The following is a 16,592-nucleotide window of genomic DNA, read 5'->3' on the forward strand; positions in this document are numbered from 1 at the left end:
CGCCTCCTTTCCGATGTCGCGGTCAGCCGTCGTGTTCGACGACCACCCTGGTGAGCTCGACGCGCGAGTTGACGTCGAGCTTCGTGTAGGCATGGCGCAGGTGGGTGTTGACCGTGTGCGGCGAGAGGAACAGCCGCTCGGCGACCTGGCGGTTGGTGGCTCCCTGCGCGACCAGCCGGACGACCTGCAGCTCGGCGGCGGTCAGCGCGCCCCAGCCGTGGGTCGCGCCGGACGCCCGGCCGCGGCGGCGGATCCCGGCCTCGCGCAGCCTGCGCCGCAGCCGCGCCGCGTCGCGCTGGGCGCCGGCCGCCTCGTACAGGTCGAGCGCCGCGGTCAGGTGCCGGACGGCCGCCTTCGGATCGCTCGCTCCCAGCGTACGGCCGGCATCCTCCAGGGCCGAGGCCCGCACGAGCGGCCTGGCGAAGCCGCCGAGCTCCTCGCCGGCGCGGGCGAGCCGGGCGGCGTCCCCGTCGAGCAGGCCGCGGGCGTGCGCGGCGAGTGCGGCGAAGAAGGGGAACTCCGGGTTGCGGGCGGCCCGCTCCTCGGTCAACCGGACCATCCGGGCCGCCGACTCGCGGTCCCCGGCCTGGAGGGCGATGCGCACGAAGACCACGTCGTCGGCGGGGTCCAGGGGCGTCGCCGTGAGCTCGCCGCCCGGGGTGGTGACGGCGGCGTGCGCGTGGGCCAGGGCCGAGCCAGGATCGTCGCCGGCGTCGGCGGCCAGGGCGAGCAGCCAGGATCCGGCCCGCGCGGTGAACGCCGTCCCCTCCTCCGTCATGCGCCGGGCCTCCGCGGCGAACGTGGCCACGCCCTGCTGGTCGCCGGCGTGGATCGCGGCCCGGCCGAGCGCGTACCCGGCGGTGAGGTCGGCGAGGGCGCCGCGCTCCCCGCCGGCCAGGACCGACTGCGCCTCGGCGCGGGCCTCGGCCAGCCGTCCGGCGTCGAGCAGGAGGCGCGCCCGGTACATCGACCAGGTGGCCGCCGCGGCGGCGCGTCCGTGCTCGCGGGCCTGGCGCAGCCCGGCGTCGGCCTCCTCCAGCCCGCGTTCCGGCCGGCCGGTCGATCCCCAGAGCAGGCTCTTCCACGACGGGTCGGGCAGCCACAGCGAGTGCAGGACGCCGACGCCGGTGGCGAGCCGTACCGCCTCGTCCTGGCGGTCGAAGGCCCGCCCCCAGTCCATGCGCTGGACGGCGTCGAGGGCGCCGAGGGCGATCGCGGTGGCCTCGACGGCGTGGTTGCCGCGGGAGTCGAGTGTCCAGACCGCCGACTCGGCGCCCCGGCCGAGGTCCTCGCCCTCGCCGGCCAGGGCGAGCAGGAGCGCCCGCAACGCGAGCAGCTGGGCCCGGGTCGCGGGCGACGGGCCGGTCAGGGCCAGGGCCAGGTCGCACTGCCGGAGCGCCTCGCGGGGCGAACGCCCGCCGGACACCCGGGCGAGGCTGAGCCGTACGAGGGCTTCGGACTCGGGGGCGAGCGGGCCGGCGAGCGTGTCCTCGGCCATGGCCAGCGCGTCCGCCTCGCGGCCGGCCAGCCACAGCAGGACGACGGTCTCGGCGATCAGCGCCGGGCGGTCGGGGTGGTCGGCGGGGGCCAGGCCGGTGGCGCGGACGCTGAGGTCCAGGGCCGTGGCGGGGGAGTGGCCCGCGAGGTCGGTGGCGGCCCGGCGCAGCAGCGAGACGGCCTCGTGGTCGCCGGGCCGCGCGACCGCGGCGAGGTCGCCGGCGACCTCCATGACCGCCGCGCCCCGGCGCAGCCGGACATCGACGGCCTGGCGGCGCACGAGATCCTGGAACGCCGCCGGCACGCCGACCCGGACCGCCTCACGGACCAGGTCGTTCCTGAGCGCGAGCCGTCCGTGCCGGTCGGTCAGCAGGTCGGCGCGCAGGGCCTCCTGCAGCGGGCCGATGAGGTCGACCGCCGAGCAGCGCAGCAACTCGGCCAGGACCTCGACGTCCACGTCGGGACCGAGCATCGCGGCGAAGCGCACGCTGTCCCGGGCCAGCGGCGAGAGCTGGTCGAGCCGGTGCCGGACCGACGAGCGGAAGCGGAGCGGCATCCGCCCGGCCTCGCGCAGCCGGGCGATCCCGTCCGCGACGGTGATCGCGCCTTCCTCACGGATGCCGTTGAGCAGCTCGACCAGGAGCATCGGGCGACCGTCGGCCTTGCGGGCGAGCTCCAGCAGGGCCGGCTCGGCCACGGCCCGCAGGAGGTCGTGGGCCAGGAGCGCCACGGCCTCCGCCGACAGCGGCCGCAACACCAGCCGCTCCGCCGGCCAGGCCCGCGAGGCGCCCGGCTGCTGGTGCTCACGGGTGGCCAGAACCCACAGGATGGGGCAGCCGGCCAGCCGGGACGGCAACGCGCGCAACGCGCTTCGCGTGGCCGCGTCGCACCACTGCAGATCGTCCATGACGATCACCAGCGGCGCCTCGGAAGCGGCGCGCTCCAGCTCGTGCTGCAGCTCGCGCAGCAGCCAGAACCGCTGGTCCACCGCCGCGCTGAGCGCCAGGAGCCGCCGCCGCGCCACCAGCGGTTCGCGGCCTGCCAGCAGCGCGTCCAGCAGCGGAGCGAACGGGACGGCGTGGCCCTCCCTCGTACCGGCCCCGGCGTGGACGCTCAGGCCCTGGCTCGTGGCCAGCTCGGCGACCTCGGCGAGCAGCCTGGACTTGCCCGCGCCCTGGGGCCCCTCGATGAGGACGGCGCCGCCCGACCCCCGGCGCAGGGCGTGCAGCCGGTCGCGTAGTACGCGCAGCTCCGCCTCCCGCCCACGCAGCGGCAGCGCCGGGGCGGCGCCGGCGGGGCTGGACGGGGTGGGCTCGGAAGGGGCGAAGCCCGCTGTCGCCAGGCTGGTGCGGCTCATGTGCACGTCCGTTCCGGGAGAAGTCGCGTAGGACAATGGAAGCAACCGTGGTGGTTTGCGACGAGGCGGAACGACAGGCAGAAGTAGGCGGTCCGCCCTCTGCCTGAACCGGGAGGCATGAGGTGACGGGTTTCGGTGCGCTGCTCAGAACGCATCGTCAGGCGGCCGGACTGACGATCGAGGAGCTGTCGCACGCCTCGGGGGTGAGCGTGCGTGCCATCGGCGACATGGAGCGCGGGGTCAGCCGCGGCCCGCAGCGCCGCACCGTCGCCGCGCTCGCCGAGGTGCTGCAGCTCTCGCCCGACGATCACGACGCGCTCCTCGACGCGGCCAGGGAAGGACGTCCCCGGCCGGCTCCCGCCGGCACCGGCCTGTGCGAGCTGCCCCGCCGCATCGGGGACTTCACCGGCCGCGAGCACGAACTCGGCCTGCTGCGCGGCCTGGTCCCACGCGATTCCGGCGACGCCGTGGCGGTGGCCGTCTGGGGCGTGGCGGGCATGGGCAAGAGCGCGCTCGCCGTCCACGCCGCCGGGCAGCTCGCCGACCTGTTCCCCGACGGCCGCTTCTTCCTCGACCTGCGCGGCATGGACGCGGTTCCGCTGGACAGTTCGAGCGGCCTGGCGCGGCTGCTGAAGGCGCTCGGCACACCCGAGCGGCGCATCCCCGCCGACGAGGACGAGCGCGCCGGGCTGTACCGCGCCCAGCTCGCCGGCCGGCGCTGCCTCATCGTGCTCGACAACGCCGCCGACGAGGCACAGGTCCGTCCCTTCCTGGTCTCGGACGGCCCCAGCATGACCATCGTCACCAGCCGCCGTCCGCTCGGCGGCCTCGAAGGCGTGCACCGGATCCCGCTCGCCCAGCTCGGCGCGGACGACGCGGCCGCCCTGCTGCTGTCCATCGTCGGGGAGAACCGGGCGGCCGCCGAGCCCGACGCCGTCGAGGAAGTGGCCCGCCTCTGCGGGCACCTGCCCCTCGCGCTGCGCATCGCGGGCAACCGGCTGCAGAGCCGTCCCGGCTGGACGATCAAGCAGCTCTCCGCGCGGCTGGGCGACGAGGAGCGCCGCCTCGACCATCTCACCGCCGGAGACCTGCACGTCGCCGCGGCCTTCGCCCTCTCCTACGAGCAGCTCAGCCCCACGGCCCGGCAGGCGTTCCGCTGGCTGGCCGAGACCGCCGCGCCCACCTTCGGCGTGCCCCTGGCCGCGGTGCTGACCAAGCTCGACCTGGACGACGCCGAGGACGCGCTGGAGGAGCTGACCGAGCTCGGCCTGCTGCAGTCGCCGTACCCGGCCAGGTACCGCTTCCACGACCTGGTCCGCCTCTACAGCCGCGCCCGGCTCGCGGCGGAGGAGACCGAGGAGGTGCGCGAGCGGGGCCGCCGGAGGATGGAGGCATGGCTGCTGGAGACCGCGGTGGTGGCCGGCCGCTGGTTCGAGCCCGAGTACGGCGCGCCGCCCCCCGGCTGGCGTTCCCTGGTCAGCCTCGGCAGCCGGGAGGAGGCGGGCGACTGGCTGCAGACCGAGGGCACGGCCTGGCTGGAGGCCCTGCGCTCGGCCGCCCGCCGGGGCGAGCACGCCACGGTGGTCGAGGTGGCCGAGTCGATGCACTGGTTCTCCGACCAGTGGATCGCCTGGGGGAACTGGCGGGAGATCTTCGAGCTGTCCTCGACCGCGGCCCGTGCCATGGGCGACAAGCTGCAGGAGGCGGTCCACCTCAACTACCTGTCCTGGGCGTTGCGGATCTGCGAAGGCCGGGCGGCCGAGGCCGAGGCCGCCGCGCTGCGGGCCATGGCCCTGGCCGAGGAGATCGGCGACCTCCGCCAGCAGGGCTGGGCGCTGGTCTACGCGACCTGGGCGATCGACGACGACCCGGCCAACTGGGCCCGCGAGCTGGACTACATCTCCCGGGCCGGCGAACTGCTCCGCCAGGCCGGCGACCTCGAGGGCTATCCCCAGGCCGAGACCGGGCACATCTCCGTCCTGCGCAGGCTGGGCCGGCGCGAGGAGTCGCTGGAGCGGAACCTGGCGCTGGTGGCCACCCTGCGCGACCCGGAGTACGGCGGTTCGCCGGCGATCGTCGCGTTCAGCCTCGGGACCGCCCTGGACCACCTCGGCGACAACTACGCCGAGCTCGGGCGCTGGGCCGAGGCGATCGACTCCTACGAGCAGGCGTTGATCGAACTCCAGGCGCATCCGATCGGCCTGGCGTTCGGCCGCTCCCGGCTCAACCTGGCTCGCGCGCTGTGGCACGTCGGCCGGGCCGGCGAGGCCCGCGCGGCGTTCGCCGAGGCGGCCCGGCAGTTCAGGCTCTCGGGTGACGTCCAGCGGGCCGACGCGATCCTCGTCGAGCTGGAGGAGCTGGCGGCGTGAACCGGTGAACATCGCACGTTCGTGCGATGTGCCGCCTCGCGTTCCGATGGCACGGTGGACGGCACCGCCTCCCGCCGGGGGAGGCCGACATCGGGCAGGACGTATGGCGGTCTGGTTCGTCACGGGGGCCGCGCGGGGCATCGGCCATCAGGTCGCCCGCGAAGCGCTGCGGCGTGGGCACCGGGTGGTCGCGACGGGCCGTGACCGCACGGCGGTGACGGCGGCCTTCGCCGGTCTGGCCGGGGAGGTGCTCCCACTGGGGCTCGACGTGCGCCGTCCGGAGGCGCCCGCGGCGGCCGTGGAGCGCTCGATGCGCCGGTTCGGGCGGATCGACGTGCTCGTCCATGACGCCGTCCGCACCGTTCGCGCGCCGTTCGCCGAGATGACGGAGGCGCAGGCTCGTGCGCTGTTCGACGTGAACGTGTTCGGGCTGCTCGCGGTGGTGCGGGCGGTCCTGCCCGTGCTCGCCGCGCAGCGGACCGGCCGCCTTGTCGTGGTCGGGTCCGTGGCGGGGTTCTCCACCCCGGCCGGCGCGGGCTGGTACGGCGCGTCGATGGCGGCGGTCGAGGCGGTGAGCGAGGCCCTCCGTGCCGAGCTCGCCGAGGCAGGGATCCGCGTCACCGTCGTGGAACTGGGCCGCCTCAGGGCTCTTCCCTCGGACCGGGGCAAGGGGGGTGACCCGGTCAAGGGGGGTGCGGCGATCGTCGACCTGCTGGAGGCGGAGGACCCGCCGATGCGGCTGCACCTCGGGGCGGACGCGGTCGCGGCCGTCGAGGCCAAGCTCGAACGGGTGGCGCAGGACCTCGACGCGTGGCGGCCGGTGTCGCTCAGCACGGACGCCCCCCACGAGCCACCCACCCAGAACAGCCAGAGCGACCAGAACGGCTGGAACGGTCAGAACGGCTGGAACGGCCACCGGCCGCCATCGGTCCGATGACCGGCCACCCGGCGCCCGACACCCGGACCCGCACATACCCCACCCGCACACACCCCACCCGCACGCACCGCATCGAGCGGTGCCGCCGTTGATCGGAGGGCAGCTTGAACGCACGTCAGTCGAAGGCAGGCGCCGCGGCTGAGCACGGCCGCCATCGGCTGCGCGGAAGACAGCACGAGGTGGCCGGCCTGCGCGCCCACCTCGCCTCGTTGTCCCAGGGCCGGGGCACCACCGTGCTCGTCCAGGGCAGCCCCGGCCTCGGCAAGACCAGGCTGCTCGCCGAGGCCCGGCAGATGGCCGAGGAGACGGGCCTGCGCGTCATCCACGGCGGCGGGGACCCCGACAGCCAGACGATCCCGTTCGGCGCACTGCTCGGCGCGCTGCACTCGGCGCCGCACCACATCCTGCCCCCGGACGCGGTCCAGGACCCGCCCGAGACCTCGGCGAGCCGGTACTGGCTGCTGCAGGAGGTCCACGAGCACCTGGAGCGCGCCGCCCTCGCCGCCCCGGTGGTGATCGTCCTCGACGACCTCCAGTGGTGCGACGAGGGGACCCTGCTCGCGCTGCGCACCCTGCCGCGGCGGCTCGCGATGCACCCCGTCGCCTGGATCCTGGCCACCCGCACCGGGCCTCTCGCGCCGGACGTGCGCGCCACGCTCTCCGCGCTCGACCTGTCCGGCGCGCACCTGCTCACCCTCGCGCCGCTGGGGAGCCGGGCGGTCGCGGCGATGACCGGCGACCTGCTCGCCGCCACCCCCGACGACGCCCTGCTGGAGCTGGCGCAACGCGCTCAGGGCCAGCCGCTGCTGCTCAACGAGCTGATCAACGGCGTGCTCGACGAAGGCGCGGTCGCCGTCGCCGGCGGCGTCGCCCGGCTGACCAGGCGGCGGCTGCCGCTGCGGTTCCACGCCTCGGTCCAGCACCGCCTGGAGCAGGTGTCGCCGCCCGCGCGCAAGGCGGCGCAGATCGCGGCCGTCCTGGGCCGCGCCGTCGCGGTCGACCAGCTCGCCGAGCTCACCGGGGAGCCGGCGGCCACCCTGCTGGACGCGCTGGAGGAACTGCTGCAGGCCGACCTCCTGACGGAGACCGGTGGCAGCCTCGTGTTCAGCCACGACCTCATCCGCGAGGCCGTCCGGGCGGCGTTGCCGGCCACGCTGCGCAGGGCGCTGCGCCGCGAGGCCGTCGACTTGCGGCTGGCGCAGGGCGTGCCGGTCGTGCGGGTGGCCGCCGACCTCGCCGAGATCGCCGAGCCGGGGGACCACAGCGCGGTCGCGCTGCTCAGGCAGGCCGCCCGGGAGCTCGCGAGCATGACACCGTCGGCGGCGGTCGAGATGAGCCGCCGGGCGATCGAGCTGTCCGCGCCCGATCCGCTGCGCCAGGCCGCCCTGATCGCCGAGGCGCTGCCGCTGTTCTCCCAGACCGGCCAGGCCGGTGAGGCGTACGCGCTCGCCGAGAGCGCGCTCGCCCGTCCGCTCCCGGTCGAGGTCGAGGCGAACATCAGGCTCGGGCTGGCCCTGGTGGCCGACCAGCGCTCCGTTTCTGAAGCGGTACGGCAGAGCCGGGCCGGCCTCGCGCTGCCGGGGCTCCCGGCCAGGACCCGCACCCAGCTCCTGGCCACCCTGGTCGTCAACCTCGCGCTCCTCGACGAGGACGGGATCGCCGAGGCGGGCCGGCTGCTGCCGGAGGCTCTGGTGGCCGCGACCCAGGCGGCCGACCAGGCCTCGCGGGCGACGTTGCTCGGCGTCGGCTCGATCATCGCCGAGCACCGGCTGGAGGTCCATCGTGCGCTCGACCTCGCCGACCAGGCGGTGTCCGTGGCGGGGGACCTGCCGCAGGGTGAGGCGCCGTGGCTGCCGCGGGTCTGGAAGTCGCTGCTGCTGAGCGCGCTGGGGCAGGTGGAGCAGGCGCTGGCCGAGGCGGACGACGGGGTGCGCAGGGCGCGGCACCTCGGGCAGACCGGGCTGCTGCCCTGGGGGATGGCCCGCTGCCGGATCTTCCTGGACGCGGGCCGGCTCGGCGACGCCCGGGCCGAGGCGGAAGCGGTCCTGGCGATGGCGCGCGAGCTCGGCCCCGGCAGCTTCGACGAGGCCGCCGTCCGGCACGTGCTCGCCCGGATCGCCCTCCACACCGGCCACCCAGAAGAGCCGGACCAGGGCCGGGCACCCGCCGGGGTCCTTCTGGCAGCCGAGGCCGGACAGGGCCGGGCGGTTCTGGGGGCGGAGGCCGGTGGGGGCGGCCGGGGTGTGTCGTTGTTGCTGCATCCCGGCGACCCGGTGGACGAGGTGGTGCTCGTGCGCAGGGCTCTGCGCGCCGGTGACCGGGCCGGCGCGATCGGGGCCACCGAGTTCGCCGAGACCCGGCACCGGGCCAACCCCGGCATCCCGATCTTCACCGCGACCGCCCTCCACGCCCGCGCCCTGCTGGCCGGCGACCGCGCGCTCCTCGCCCGCTCGGTCCAGCTCTACCGCGACCTCCCCCGCCCGCTCGTGCTCGCCGCCGCCCTGGAGGACACCGGCACGATCGATTGCCTCGACGACGCGCTGAGCCTCTACGAGCAGGCCGAGGCCGTGCGCGACGCGGCAAGGGTGCGCGAGCGGCTGCGGTCCCTGGGCGAGCGTCGCGCCCGCACGGTGGCGAGCCGTCCCACCGAGGGATGGGACAGCCTCACCGCCTCCGAGCTGCAGATCGTCCGGCTCGTGGCCGGTGGGGCGACCAACAGGCAGGTGGCCGAGCAACTCCACCTGTCCCCGCACACGGTCAGCACCCACCTGTGGCACGCCTTCACCAAGCTCGGGATCAGCTCCCGGGTGGAGCTGACCCGGCTCGTGCTCGACCACGACGTCCCTACACGGTGATCCGGCGGCTTCGCCGTACCGACCGCAACGGGCTGCGGTCGGCGTAGCACCAGCCGCCGCGGTCGCCCGGCTCCAGCGAGGCGGTCGCCGGGTGCGCCGTGGCGGCCCAGTGGGCGGCGGCGTGCCGGCCCGGCGAGGTGTCGCAGCAGCCCACGTACCCGCAGGTGAGGCATTCGCGTAGTTCCACCCACCGGCCGCCGGAGGTCGAGCACTCCTCGCAGACGTCGGCGTGGCCGGCCGGCACGGCCGGGCGCGAGCCGTACACGTGGGAGCAGAGGGCTTGGAGATCGTTGTGCATGCCTCGACTGTGCGGCCGGCGGCCCGCGCCGACATCGCACGAAAGCGTGAGCGCCCGGCGAGCGGCGGACGAGCCGGAGATTTTCCCGCCCGTTGTCACGAACGCGGACTGCCGTCCGGTCTAAGCAGCGACCGGGCAGCAGGGGCTGCCCGGCGGTCCACAGGAGGTTCGCATGAAAGTCGTGGTCATCGGTGGAACGGGTCTGATCGGGTCGAAGCTGGTGCGCAAGCTCGGCGAGCACGGCCACGAGGCGGTCGCCGCCTCCCCGGACACCGGCGTCAACGCGCTCACCGGGCAGGGCTTGGCCGAGGTCATGGAAGGCGCCGGCGTCGTGATCGACGTGTCGAACTCGCCCTCCTTCACCCCCGCCGACGTGATGAACTTCTTCACCACCTCGACCGGCAACCTGCTCGAGGCGGAGAAGCGGGCCGGCGTCGGCCACCACGTCGCCCTGTCCGTCGTCGGCACCGAGAAGATGCCGGAGAACGCCTACTTCGCGGCGAAGATCGCTCAGGAGCGGCTGATCCAGGACTCGGGCATCCCGTTCTCGCTCGTCCACGCCACGCAGTTCTTCGAGTTCGCCCGGCGCATCGCCGACGAGGCCGCGGTGGACGGCCAGGTGCGGATCGCGCCGGTCGCCTTCCAGCCGATGGCGGGCGAGGAGGTCGCGCAGGCGGTCGGCCGCACGGCCGCCGGGTCCCCGCTGAACGGACGGCTGGAGGTCGGGGGACCGATCGAGTACCGGATGGACGAGTTCTTCCGCAAGGCGCTGGCTGCCTGGGGCGATCCGCGCGAGGTGGTGACCGACCCGCAGGCGCGTTACTTCGGCAGCGTGCCCGGCGACCGCACCCTGGTGCCGGGCGAGGGCGCCCAGCTCGCCAAGATCACCTACCGGGAGTGGCTCGACAGCGGCGCCGGGAAGTAGGGGGAGCCGGACATGAACCCCCATCCGTCCAAGTCGCGATCGACGGCCTGGCAGACCGCGCTCACCGTGCTCCAGGAAGCGCAGCCGCCGTTCATCCCCGACGGCGCGCACGTGATGACCGTGCTCGTCGAATACCCCGCCGGCGACCCCGGCGCACCGCCGCACCGGCACCCGGGCCCCGCCTTCGGCGTCGTGCTCGACGGCGAGATGCTGATGGAGCTCGAAGGCGAGCCCCCTCGCGTGATCCGCGCCGGCGAGGCGTTCTGGGAGCCGGGCGGCGACCTCATCCACTACCGCGACGGCAACAACCGGGACGACGTGCCGCTGCGGTTCACCGTGACGATGCTCTGCCCGCCGGGGCAGCCGATGTTCGTCCTCGTCGGCGAGGACGAGCTGCGGCGGAAGGCCGAGGTGCGGGGCGGATGAGCCGCGAGCCCATCACCACGCTCGCCGGCCTGCGCGAGCATCTGCAGTGGGCGGTCGAACTGGAGCACGCCACCCTTCCGCCCTACCTGGTCGCGCTCTACTCCCTCGACGCCGAGCGCAACCCGGAGGCCGCCGAAGCCGTCGAGGGCGTCTTCATCGAGGAGATGCTGCACCTGGCGCTCGCGGCGAACCTGCTCAACGCCGTCGGCGGGCGGCCGGAGCTGGACAAGCCCGGCATGCTGCCGCCGTACCCCAGGACGTTGCCGCACGGTGACCCCTCCCTGGAGCTCTCGCTGCTGCCCTTCGGGCCGGAGGCGCTGGAGATGTTCCTGCGCCTGGAGCAGCCGGCCCCGGCGGACGCGCCCGCCCAGAGCGACCGGTACGAAACCATCGGCCAGTTCTACGCCGCGGTCGAAACCGGCCTGCGTCATCTCTGCGAGCGGTACGGCGAGCGGGCCGTCTTCAGCGGCGACCCGGCCCGGCAGCTCAGCGGAGCCCGGTTCCGCCACACCGCCGGCGAGGTGTTCGCCGTCGAGGACCTGGACTCCGCGCTCGGCGCGCTCAAGGAGATCGTGGACCAGGGCGAGGGCGCCTCGCACGGTTCGGTCTGGGACGGCGACCGGAGCGTCTTCCACCCCGAGCGGGACGAGCTGGCCCACTACTACCGCTTCGAGGAGCTCAAGCTCGGCCGGCGCTACCGGCGCGGTGACACGCCGCGGTCGGGCCCCACCGGGGAGAAGGTCGCCGTCGATCCGGACGGCATCCGTCCCCTGGCTCGCAACCCGCGGCCGGCCGAGCCCGGAAGCGAGGTCAGAGCGGCGCAGGACCGGTTCGACGAGACCTACTGCGAGTTGCTGCGGATCCTGGAGCAGACGTTCAACGGCGAGCCCGGCCGGCTCGGCGAGGCGACCGGCGTCATGTTCGAGCTGAAGGCCGAGGCGCAGGCGCTCATGCGGCTCACCGACGAGGAGGGTTGCGCCGCGGGGCCGACCTTCACCTACCTGCCCCGGCGGGAGCGGTGACGCCGAACTCGGCGCCGAGGCGGCCGCGGAACTCCGGCGCCTGGACCGAGCGAGACCCGGGCTAGTGCGGGCCGGCGGTGGTTTCGGTGCCGCAGGGGCCGCCGCCCTCGGCCTCGTCGAAGTGGATCTCCCGGCCGTTCATGGTGAGGGTGGGGTACCAGGCGGAGATGCGTTCGGTGGAGCGGCCGGCGTAGTGGCAGATGAAGCTGCGGCGGAAGCGGTCGGCGGTGGTGTTCGGCTCCGAGCCGTGCACCAGGCTGCCGTTGAAGAAGAGCACGTCGCCCGGCTGCATGTCGACCGGGACGCGCTCCAGGCCGGGCGGCGGCGGGACGTACTCGCGGGTGAAGGAGCGGTCGTCGTCGGCCTCGTCCGGGCAGAACAGGTCCATCAGGTGCGTGCCGGGCACCACTTCGAGGCCGCCGTTGGCCCGGTCGACGACGTCGAGCGCGACCCAGGCGGCGATGCAGGTGCCGGGCTCCACCTTGAGGTAGAAGTTGTCCTGGTGCAACGCCTGCCCCTTGGCGCCGGGCGGCTTGAAGTAGAACATGCTCTGGGCTGCTACGGGCTCCTCGCCGAGCAGCCGGCCGACGATCGCGCCGAAGCGGGCGTCCAGCAGGTAGCGCAGGGCGACGCCGCTGACCTGGTGCGGGTGCATGACGCGTGGGTAGTCGCGCAGCGGGTCGTAGGGGCCCGACTCGTCCTGCGGCCTCGGCGTGAAGTGGCCGGGGATCGGCCCGCCGGCGTGCAGAGCGGTGAACTCCTCGCGCAGCTCCTCCACCTCGGCCGGGCCGAGCAGCCCGGGGACGACGAGGTAGCCGTGCTCGTGGAAGGCGGCGAGATCGATGGTCGCGGTAGCTTCGCTCATGACCTCAACGGTAGGGACGTGATCGGGTGGACGGTATGTCTGCGACGGCTGACGACATGTCTGTTCCTGCTACCGAGCTGGTGCTGCTCTGCCACTACGACAAGGCGCCCGGCTACTCGGTGCGCCGCGCGGAGGGGTCGCCGAGCTGGCTGCTGATGTGGACCGAGGCCGGGGCGGGCTACGTCGAGCAGGGGGAGTGGTCGCACACCACGGGGCCCGGTGACCTGGTCGTTCTCGGGTCGAAGGTGGCCCAGCACTACCGGGTGGCGCCCGGCGCGGACGGGTGGCGGTTCTGGTGGATCCACTTCCAGCCCCGGCCCGCCTGGCACACCTGGCTGGCCCCGTACGCGGTCGGCGGGAGGTGCTCGTTCCTGCCGTCCCTGCCCGAGGCGGTGCGCGAGCGCGTGGACCAGGCCTTCCGCCGGGCGCACGCCGACGCCCGCTGGCCGGGCCACGGCCCGCTGCCGCCCCTGCCCGACGAAGACGCCGCCGACCGGCCGGCGGTCGCCGAGGCGCCCGCGGCCCGCGAGCTGGTGCTGGGCGCCGTCGAGGAGGTGCTGGTTCTGGCCGCCTCGACCGCCAGGCCGCAGGACGAGAGCGCCGACCTGCGAGTACGGCAGGCGCAGTCGCTCATCGCCGCCGAGCCGGGCGCCCCGCACACGGTGGACTCGCTGGCCAGGGCGGTGGCGTTGTCGCCGTCGCGGTTCGCCCACCTGTTCTCCGCCCAGACCGGCCGCACGCCCATGCAGGCCGTACGGGAAGCCAGGCTCAGGCACGCCGCCCGCCTCCTGGAGCTGACCGACCTGGACATCGGCCGGATCGCGGCGGCCTCCGGCTTCGTCAGCCCCTTCCACTTCAGCCGGTCCTTCAGCCGCGAGTACGGCCTGCCGCCCCGGGACTACCGGGCGCGGGTCACGGGAAGTACCCCACGCCGGTGACCCCCCGCTGCCGGAACTCCGTGGGCGTCTGGCCGAGCGAGCCGGCGAAGGCCCGGTAGAAGCTCGACCGGGTCTGGAACCCGCTGGCGTGCGCGACCCGGTCGATGCCCCAGTCGGTGGCCTGCAGCAGCCGGCACGCGTGGGCGACGCGCAGCCGGGTGACGTACTGCCAGACGGGCATGCCGAGGGCCTGCTTGAAGGCCAGGGCGGCGTAGGTCGGGTGCACGCCGGCGGCTTCGGCGATCTCCTCGACGGAGAGCTTGTCGGTGTAGCGGCGGGCGACGACGGCGAGCATGCGCTCGGCCGAGCCGGCCGCCGCCGCGCCGGGGCCCGACCTCTCGCCCGGATCGCCGCCGAGCCGGGCCAGCCGGGCGTGCATCTCCATCAGGCACACCTCGGCCACCGGGCGGGGCGGCTCGTGGCGCAGTTCGTGGTCCCAGCGGCTCATCAGGAAGCGGTCGTGCTCGCCCTCGGCGGCCGTGCCGTACAGGAACTCGCCGGACAGCGCCCGCTCGACGGCGCCGCGCAGCGGGTCGTGGCCGATGACGGCGCTCAGCGGGACGGTGGCCCACAGGAAGTCGACGCGCTCGGCGGTGAGGAGCCGGTGCGGGTAGCCGCCCCAGAAGACGGCGAGCCGGCCGCGAGGCAGGTCCACCTCGCCGCTGACCGTCGCGTACCGGGCGGTGCCGGACAGGACGAGGTTGAACTCCAGCTCGGGGTGGATGTGGGCGCGGGGCATGGAGCCCGCCGTCTCGTGGAACGCCTGCAGGCCGACGACCTGCACGAGGGAGGACACGCCTTGAGGATATGCGACAGGTCGGCGAGTTCGGGTGGATGACCGGGGCGAGGCGGCCGGGGGAGAGTGGCGGCGACCCACCACATCCCGGTCCCACCACATCCCAGTCCCACCACACCCCGTCTCGCCACATCACGGAGGTTTCCTGACATGTCCGAGCTCGATGACTTCATGTTCGACCTCAACGGCTACCTGATCCTCAAGAACGCCGTCGACGCCGATCTGCTCCAGCGCCTGAACGCGGAGTTCGACGCCTTCCCGCGTGACCTGGCCAGGGGGGACTGGTACCGGGGCGCCCAGCGCCGCGACTACACCCCCGAGACCGGCTTCGAGCTGCACCAGGCGGTGGCCGCCGGCCGGCCCTTCGAGGAGCTGATCGACCACCCGAGCTGGTTTGACCTGGTCAAGCACTACGCGGGGGAGGAGGACAGCTACATCCCCGGCGTCTTCGTCGACGAGACGATCGCCTCGATCCGCGAGTCCGGCGGCCACCACCCGGTGCACTCGGGCGGTTACCGCACCGCGCTGCGCTGCGGCTACCGCTACGACCACGGCGTCTTCCGCTGCGGCCAGGTCAACATCATCCTGGCGCTGACCGACATCGGCGAGGGCGACGGCGCCACGATGGTCGTGCCCGGCTCGCACAAGTCGAACTTCAAGCACCCGCTGGCCGGCGACTACGCCAAGGGCGACCGGATGGACACCCTGCCCGGCGCGATCCCGGCCTACCTGGAGAAGGGCGACGCGCTGCTGTTCGTGGACGGGCTGATGCACGGCGGCTCCACCCGCACCAACCCCGGCGAGCGCCGCGTGGTCATCTACCGCTACGGCCCGGTGTGGGCGGGCAGCCGGTACGGCTACGTCTACGACGACGCCTGGCTCAAGGACCTGACCGAGCAGCGGCGCAACGTCCTCTACCCGGTCCCGCGGGTGCACATCGGCGACCCCTGCCCGGCCGAGCCCGGCGACCGGTGATCGGCGCCGCCCCCGCTCAGGGGCCGGTCGCCGGCGGCAGGGCCTGCACCGGTCCGGCCTCGGTGGTGAAGTAGTGCCGGTCGACGTGATCGACGGCGTAGTCGATCGCGCCGAGCACCACGCACTCCTCGCCGAGGGTGGAGGCGCGGACCTCGGGCGGGCGCATGCAGGAGCGTTCGAGCCGGGCGCGCAGCGGTTCGAGCAGCACGTCGGCCGAGCGGGAGAAGCCGCCACCGAGGATCACGACCTCCGGGTCGAGCAGCAGGGCCATGGCGGCGGCGCCGACGGCCAGGTCGTCGAGGTAGCGGTCGACCGCCGCCATGGCCAGGGGCTCGCCTCGCCGGGCGGCGGCCAGGGTGTACCCGGCGGCGTCCTCCGGCGAGGTGCCCTCGGGGACGATCTCGCACTCGTTCAGGTGTCCCGTCGCGCGCAACCAGCGGACCTCGGGCAGCATCACGAGCTCGCCCGCGGCCGCGCCGAAGCCGCGGTGGAGCTTGCCGTCGATGATCAGGCCGGCCCCCATCCGTCTGGCGACGTGCAGGAACACCACGTCCTGCGCGCCACGGGCGGCTCCGCGCCGGTTCTCGGCCAGGGCGGCGAGGCGGCTGTCGTTGTCGACGAGCACCGGGCAGCCGAACAGCTCGCGCAGCCGTCCGGCCAGGTCGAGGCCGGTCCAGGAGGGGATGGTGGCGGAGTAGGCGACCCGGCCGTCGGGGGTGACGATGCCGGTGGTGCCGACCGCCACCGCCCACAGGTCGCAGAGCTGCTTGCCGGCCAGGGCCAGGCAGCCGGCCACCGCCCGCTCGATCGCCGCCAGGCGCTCCTCGCGCGGGGCGAGCGGCAGGACGGGCTGCCTGGTCTCGGCCAGGATCTCGCCGTCGAGGTCGGCCAGGGCGGCACGGACGTTGTGCCCTCCGATGTCGAGGCCGATCAGGTGCCCGCGGTCGGCGCGGAAGCGGTAGCGGCGGGCGGGCCGGCCCATGCCGCCCGCCGATGGCGAGACCTCGGCGACCCAGCCCAGGTCGATCAGCTCGCCGAGGACCTCCTTGGTCGAGGGCCGCGACAGGCCGGTGCGCTCGGCCAGGGCGGACAACGTGACGGCTCCGGCTCCGCGCAGGGCGTTGACGGCCGACAGCGAGTTGAGCCGGCGCAGCCGGGACAGGTCGCCACCGGTGGGCGGAGGGTGCGGCATTGGAAGGTTTCCTCTTTAACTCGCGGGCTGCCAATGATCATAGATGTCGAGATTGACGAAGCCAGGTGCGATATGGCGCGAAATTAGGCATTGCCGAGCTTTGCTCGCCGATGCTACTAATGAAGCGCTCCTTCGAAACT

General features: G+C 74.4%; 13 protein-coding genes. 8 read left to right on the plus strand and 5 right to left on the minus strand.

The features are described from left to right. Positions 1 to 22 precede the first annotated feature (22 nt). Entirely contained in the window at positions 23 to 2,854 is a 2,832-nt protein-coding gene (locus ACIBG7_RS24540) for a helix-turn-helix transcriptional regulator (RefSeq protein ID WP_397337685.1), read from the minus strand. Between the two features lie 122 nt (positions 2,855 to 2,976). On the opposite strand from ACIBG7_RS24540, the gene ACIBG7_RS24545 reads away from it, so the two are divergent. From ACIBG7_RS24545 to ACIBG7_RS24555, 3 genes are all read left to right on the plus strand, one after another. Next, positions 2,977 to 5,223 carry a helix-turn-helix domain-containing protein gene (locus ACIBG7_RS24545; RefSeq protein WP_357927710.1) on the plus strand — a complete coding sequence of 749 codons (2,247 nt, stop codon included), beginning with the start codon at positions 2,977 to 2,979 and terminating at the stop codon, positions 5,221 to 5,223. A 103-nt stretch (positions 5,224 to 5,326) separates the two neighbouring features. After that, positions 5,327 to 6,160 (plus strand): SDR family NAD(P)-dependent oxidoreductase, encoded by an 834-nt coding sequence (locus tag ACIBG7_RS24550; RefSeq protein ID WP_357927708.1) that lies wholly within the window; start codon positions 5,327 to 5,329, stop codon positions 6,158 to 6,160. Between the two features lie 104 nt (positions 6,161 to 6,264). Further along, positions 6,265 to 9,015 (plus strand): ATP-binding protein, encoded by a 2,751-nt coding sequence (locus ACIBG7_RS24555; RefSeq protein ID WP_397337686.1) that lies wholly within the window; start codon positions 6,265 to 6,267, stop codon positions 9,013 to 9,015. Here the strand turns inward: ACIBG7_RS24555 and ACIBG7_RS24560 are convergent. Further along, positions 9,005 to 9,313 carry a UBP-type zinc finger domain-containing protein gene (locus tag ACIBG7_RS24560; protein ID WP_357927705.1) on the minus strand — a complete coding sequence of 103 codons (309 nt, stop codon included), beginning with the start codon at positions 9,311 to 9,313 and terminating at the stop codon, positions 9,005 to 9,007. The two genes, ACIBG7_RS24555 and ACIBG7_RS24560, sit on opposite strands and share 11 nt — an antisense overlap. A 172-nt stretch (positions 9,314 to 9,485) precedes the next feature. On the opposite strand from ACIBG7_RS24560, the gene ACIBG7_RS24565 reads away from it, so the two are divergent. The 3 genes from ACIBG7_RS24565 to ACIBG7_RS24575 are packed head-to-tail and all read left to right on the plus strand — an operon-like array spanning position 9,486 to position 11,686. Beyond that, positions 9,486 to 10,238, plus strand: a complete 753-nt coding sequence (locus ACIBG7_RS24565) for an SDR family oxidoreductase (protein WP_397337687.1) — start codon at positions 9,486 to 9,488, stop codon at positions 10,236 to 10,238. A gap of 12 nt (positions 10,239 to 10,250) precedes the next feature. After that, positions 10,251 to 10,664, plus strand: coding sequence for a cupin domain-containing protein (locus ACIBG7_RS24570; protein ID WP_397337688.1), 414 nt, complete (start codon positions 10,251 to 10,253; stop codon positions 10,662 to 10,664). After that, positions 10,661 to 11,686 (plus strand): ferritin-like protein, encoded by a 1,026-nt coding sequence (locus tag ACIBG7_RS24575; protein WP_357927699.1) that lies wholly within the window; start codon positions 10,661 to 10,663, stop codon positions 11,684 to 11,686. Before ACIBG7_RS24570 ends, ACIBG7_RS24575 begins: the two co-directional genes overlap by 4 nt. 61 nt (positions 11,687 to 11,747) lie before the next feature. Here ACIBG7_RS24575 and ACIBG7_RS24580 read toward each other — a convergent pair whose 3' ends face one another. After that, positions 11,748 to 12,551 (minus strand): phytanoyl-CoA dioxygenase family protein, encoded by an 804-nt coding sequence (locus ACIBG7_RS24580; RefSeq protein ID WP_357927697.1) that lies wholly within the window; start codon positions 12,549 to 12,551, stop codon positions 11,748 to 11,750. 56 nt (positions 12,552 to 12,607) lie between these two features. On the opposite strand from ACIBG7_RS24580, the gene ACIBG7_RS24585 reads away from it, so the two are divergent. Beyond that, positions 12,608 to 13,489 carry a helix-turn-helix domain-containing protein gene (locus tag ACIBG7_RS24585; RefSeq protein ID WP_357927696.1) on the plus strand — a complete coding sequence of 294 codons (882 nt, stop codon included), beginning with the start codon at positions 12,608 to 12,610 and terminating at the stop codon, positions 13,487 to 13,489. Here ACIBG7_RS24585 and ACIBG7_RS24590 read toward each other — a convergent pair. Beyond that, complete coding sequence (locus ACIBG7_RS24590; protein ID WP_397337689.1) at positions 13,464 to 14,285, minus strand: helix-turn-helix domain-containing protein; 822 nt, start codon at positions 14,283 to 14,285, stop codon at positions 13,464 to 13,466. The two genes, ACIBG7_RS24585 and ACIBG7_RS24590, sit on opposite strands and share 26 nt — an antisense overlap. A 150-nt stretch (positions 14,286 to 14,435) precedes the next feature. Between ACIBG7_RS24590 and ACIBG7_RS24595 the strand changes: the two genes are divergently transcribed. Continuing rightward, the gene (locus tag ACIBG7_RS24595) at positions 14,436 to 15,260 is read left to right on the plus strand and encodes a phytanoyl-CoA dioxygenase family protein (protein ID WP_357927693.1); all 825 of its coding nucleotides are present in this window, start codon (positions 14,436 to 14,438) and stop codon (positions 15,258 to 15,260) included. 16 nt (positions 15,261 to 15,276) lie between these two features. On the opposite strand, the gene ACIBG7_RS24600 is transcribed toward ACIBG7_RS24595, so the two are convergent. Next, the gene (locus ACIBG7_RS24600; RefSeq protein WP_357927692.1) at positions 15,277 to 16,452 is read right to left on the minus strand and encodes an ROK family protein; all 1,176 of its coding nucleotides are present in this window, start codon (positions 16,450 to 16,452) and stop codon (positions 15,277 to 15,279) included. Between the last annotated feature and the right edge of the window lie 140 nt (positions 16,453 to 16,592).

Source organism: Nonomuraea sp. NPDC050328 (assembly GCF_044459405.1).
Lineage (GTDB): Bacteria > Actinomycetota > Actinomycetes > Streptosporangiales > Streptosporangiaceae > Nonomuraea.

What these genes read in the sequence shown, in the direction of transcription:
- ACIBG7_RS24560 (WP_357927705.1), bottom strand. Translation starts at nt 9,313, where the DNA reads ATGCACAACGATCTCCAAGCCCTCTGCTCCCACGTGTACGGCTCGCGC.
- ACIBG7_RS24585 (WP_357927696.1), top strand. Translation starts at nt 12,608, where the DNA reads ATGTCTGTTCCTGCTACCGAGCTGGTGCTGCTCTGCCACTACGACAAG.
- ACIBG7_RS24600 (WP_357927692.1), bottom strand. Translation starts at nt 16,452, where the DNA reads ATGCCGCACCCTCCGCCCACCGGTGGCGACCTGTCCCGGCTGCGCCGG.
- ACIBG7_RS24575 (WP_357927699.1), top strand. Translation starts at nt 10,661, where the DNA reads ATGAGCCGCGAGCCCATCACCACGCTCGCCGGCCTGCGCGAGCATCTG.
- ACIBG7_RS24565 (WP_397337687.1), top strand. Translation starts at nt 9,486, where the DNA reads ATGAAAGTCGTGGTCATCGGTGGAACGGGTCTGATCGGGTCGAAGCTG.
- ACIBG7_RS24550 (WP_357927708.1), top strand. Translation starts at nt 5,327, where the DNA reads ATGGCGGTCTGGTTCGTCACGGGGGCCGCGCGGGGCATCGGCCATCAG.
- ACIBG7_RS24580 (WP_357927697.1), bottom strand. Translation starts at nt 12,551, where the DNA reads ATGAGCGAAGCTACCGCGACCATCGATCTCGCCGCCTTCCACGAGCAC.
- ACIBG7_RS24570 (WP_397337688.1), top strand. Translation starts at nt 10,251, where the DNA reads ATGAACCCCCATCCGTCCAAGTCGCGATCGACGGCCTGGCAGACCGCG.
- ACIBG7_RS24540 (WP_397337685.1), bottom strand. Translation starts at nt 2,854, where the DNA reads ATGAGCCGCACCAGCCTGGCGACAGCGGGCTTCGCCCCTTCCGAGCCC.
- ACIBG7_RS24595 (WP_357927693.1), top strand. Translation starts at nt 14,436, where the DNA reads ATGTCCGAGCTCGATGACTTCATGTTCGACCTCAACGGCTACCTGATC.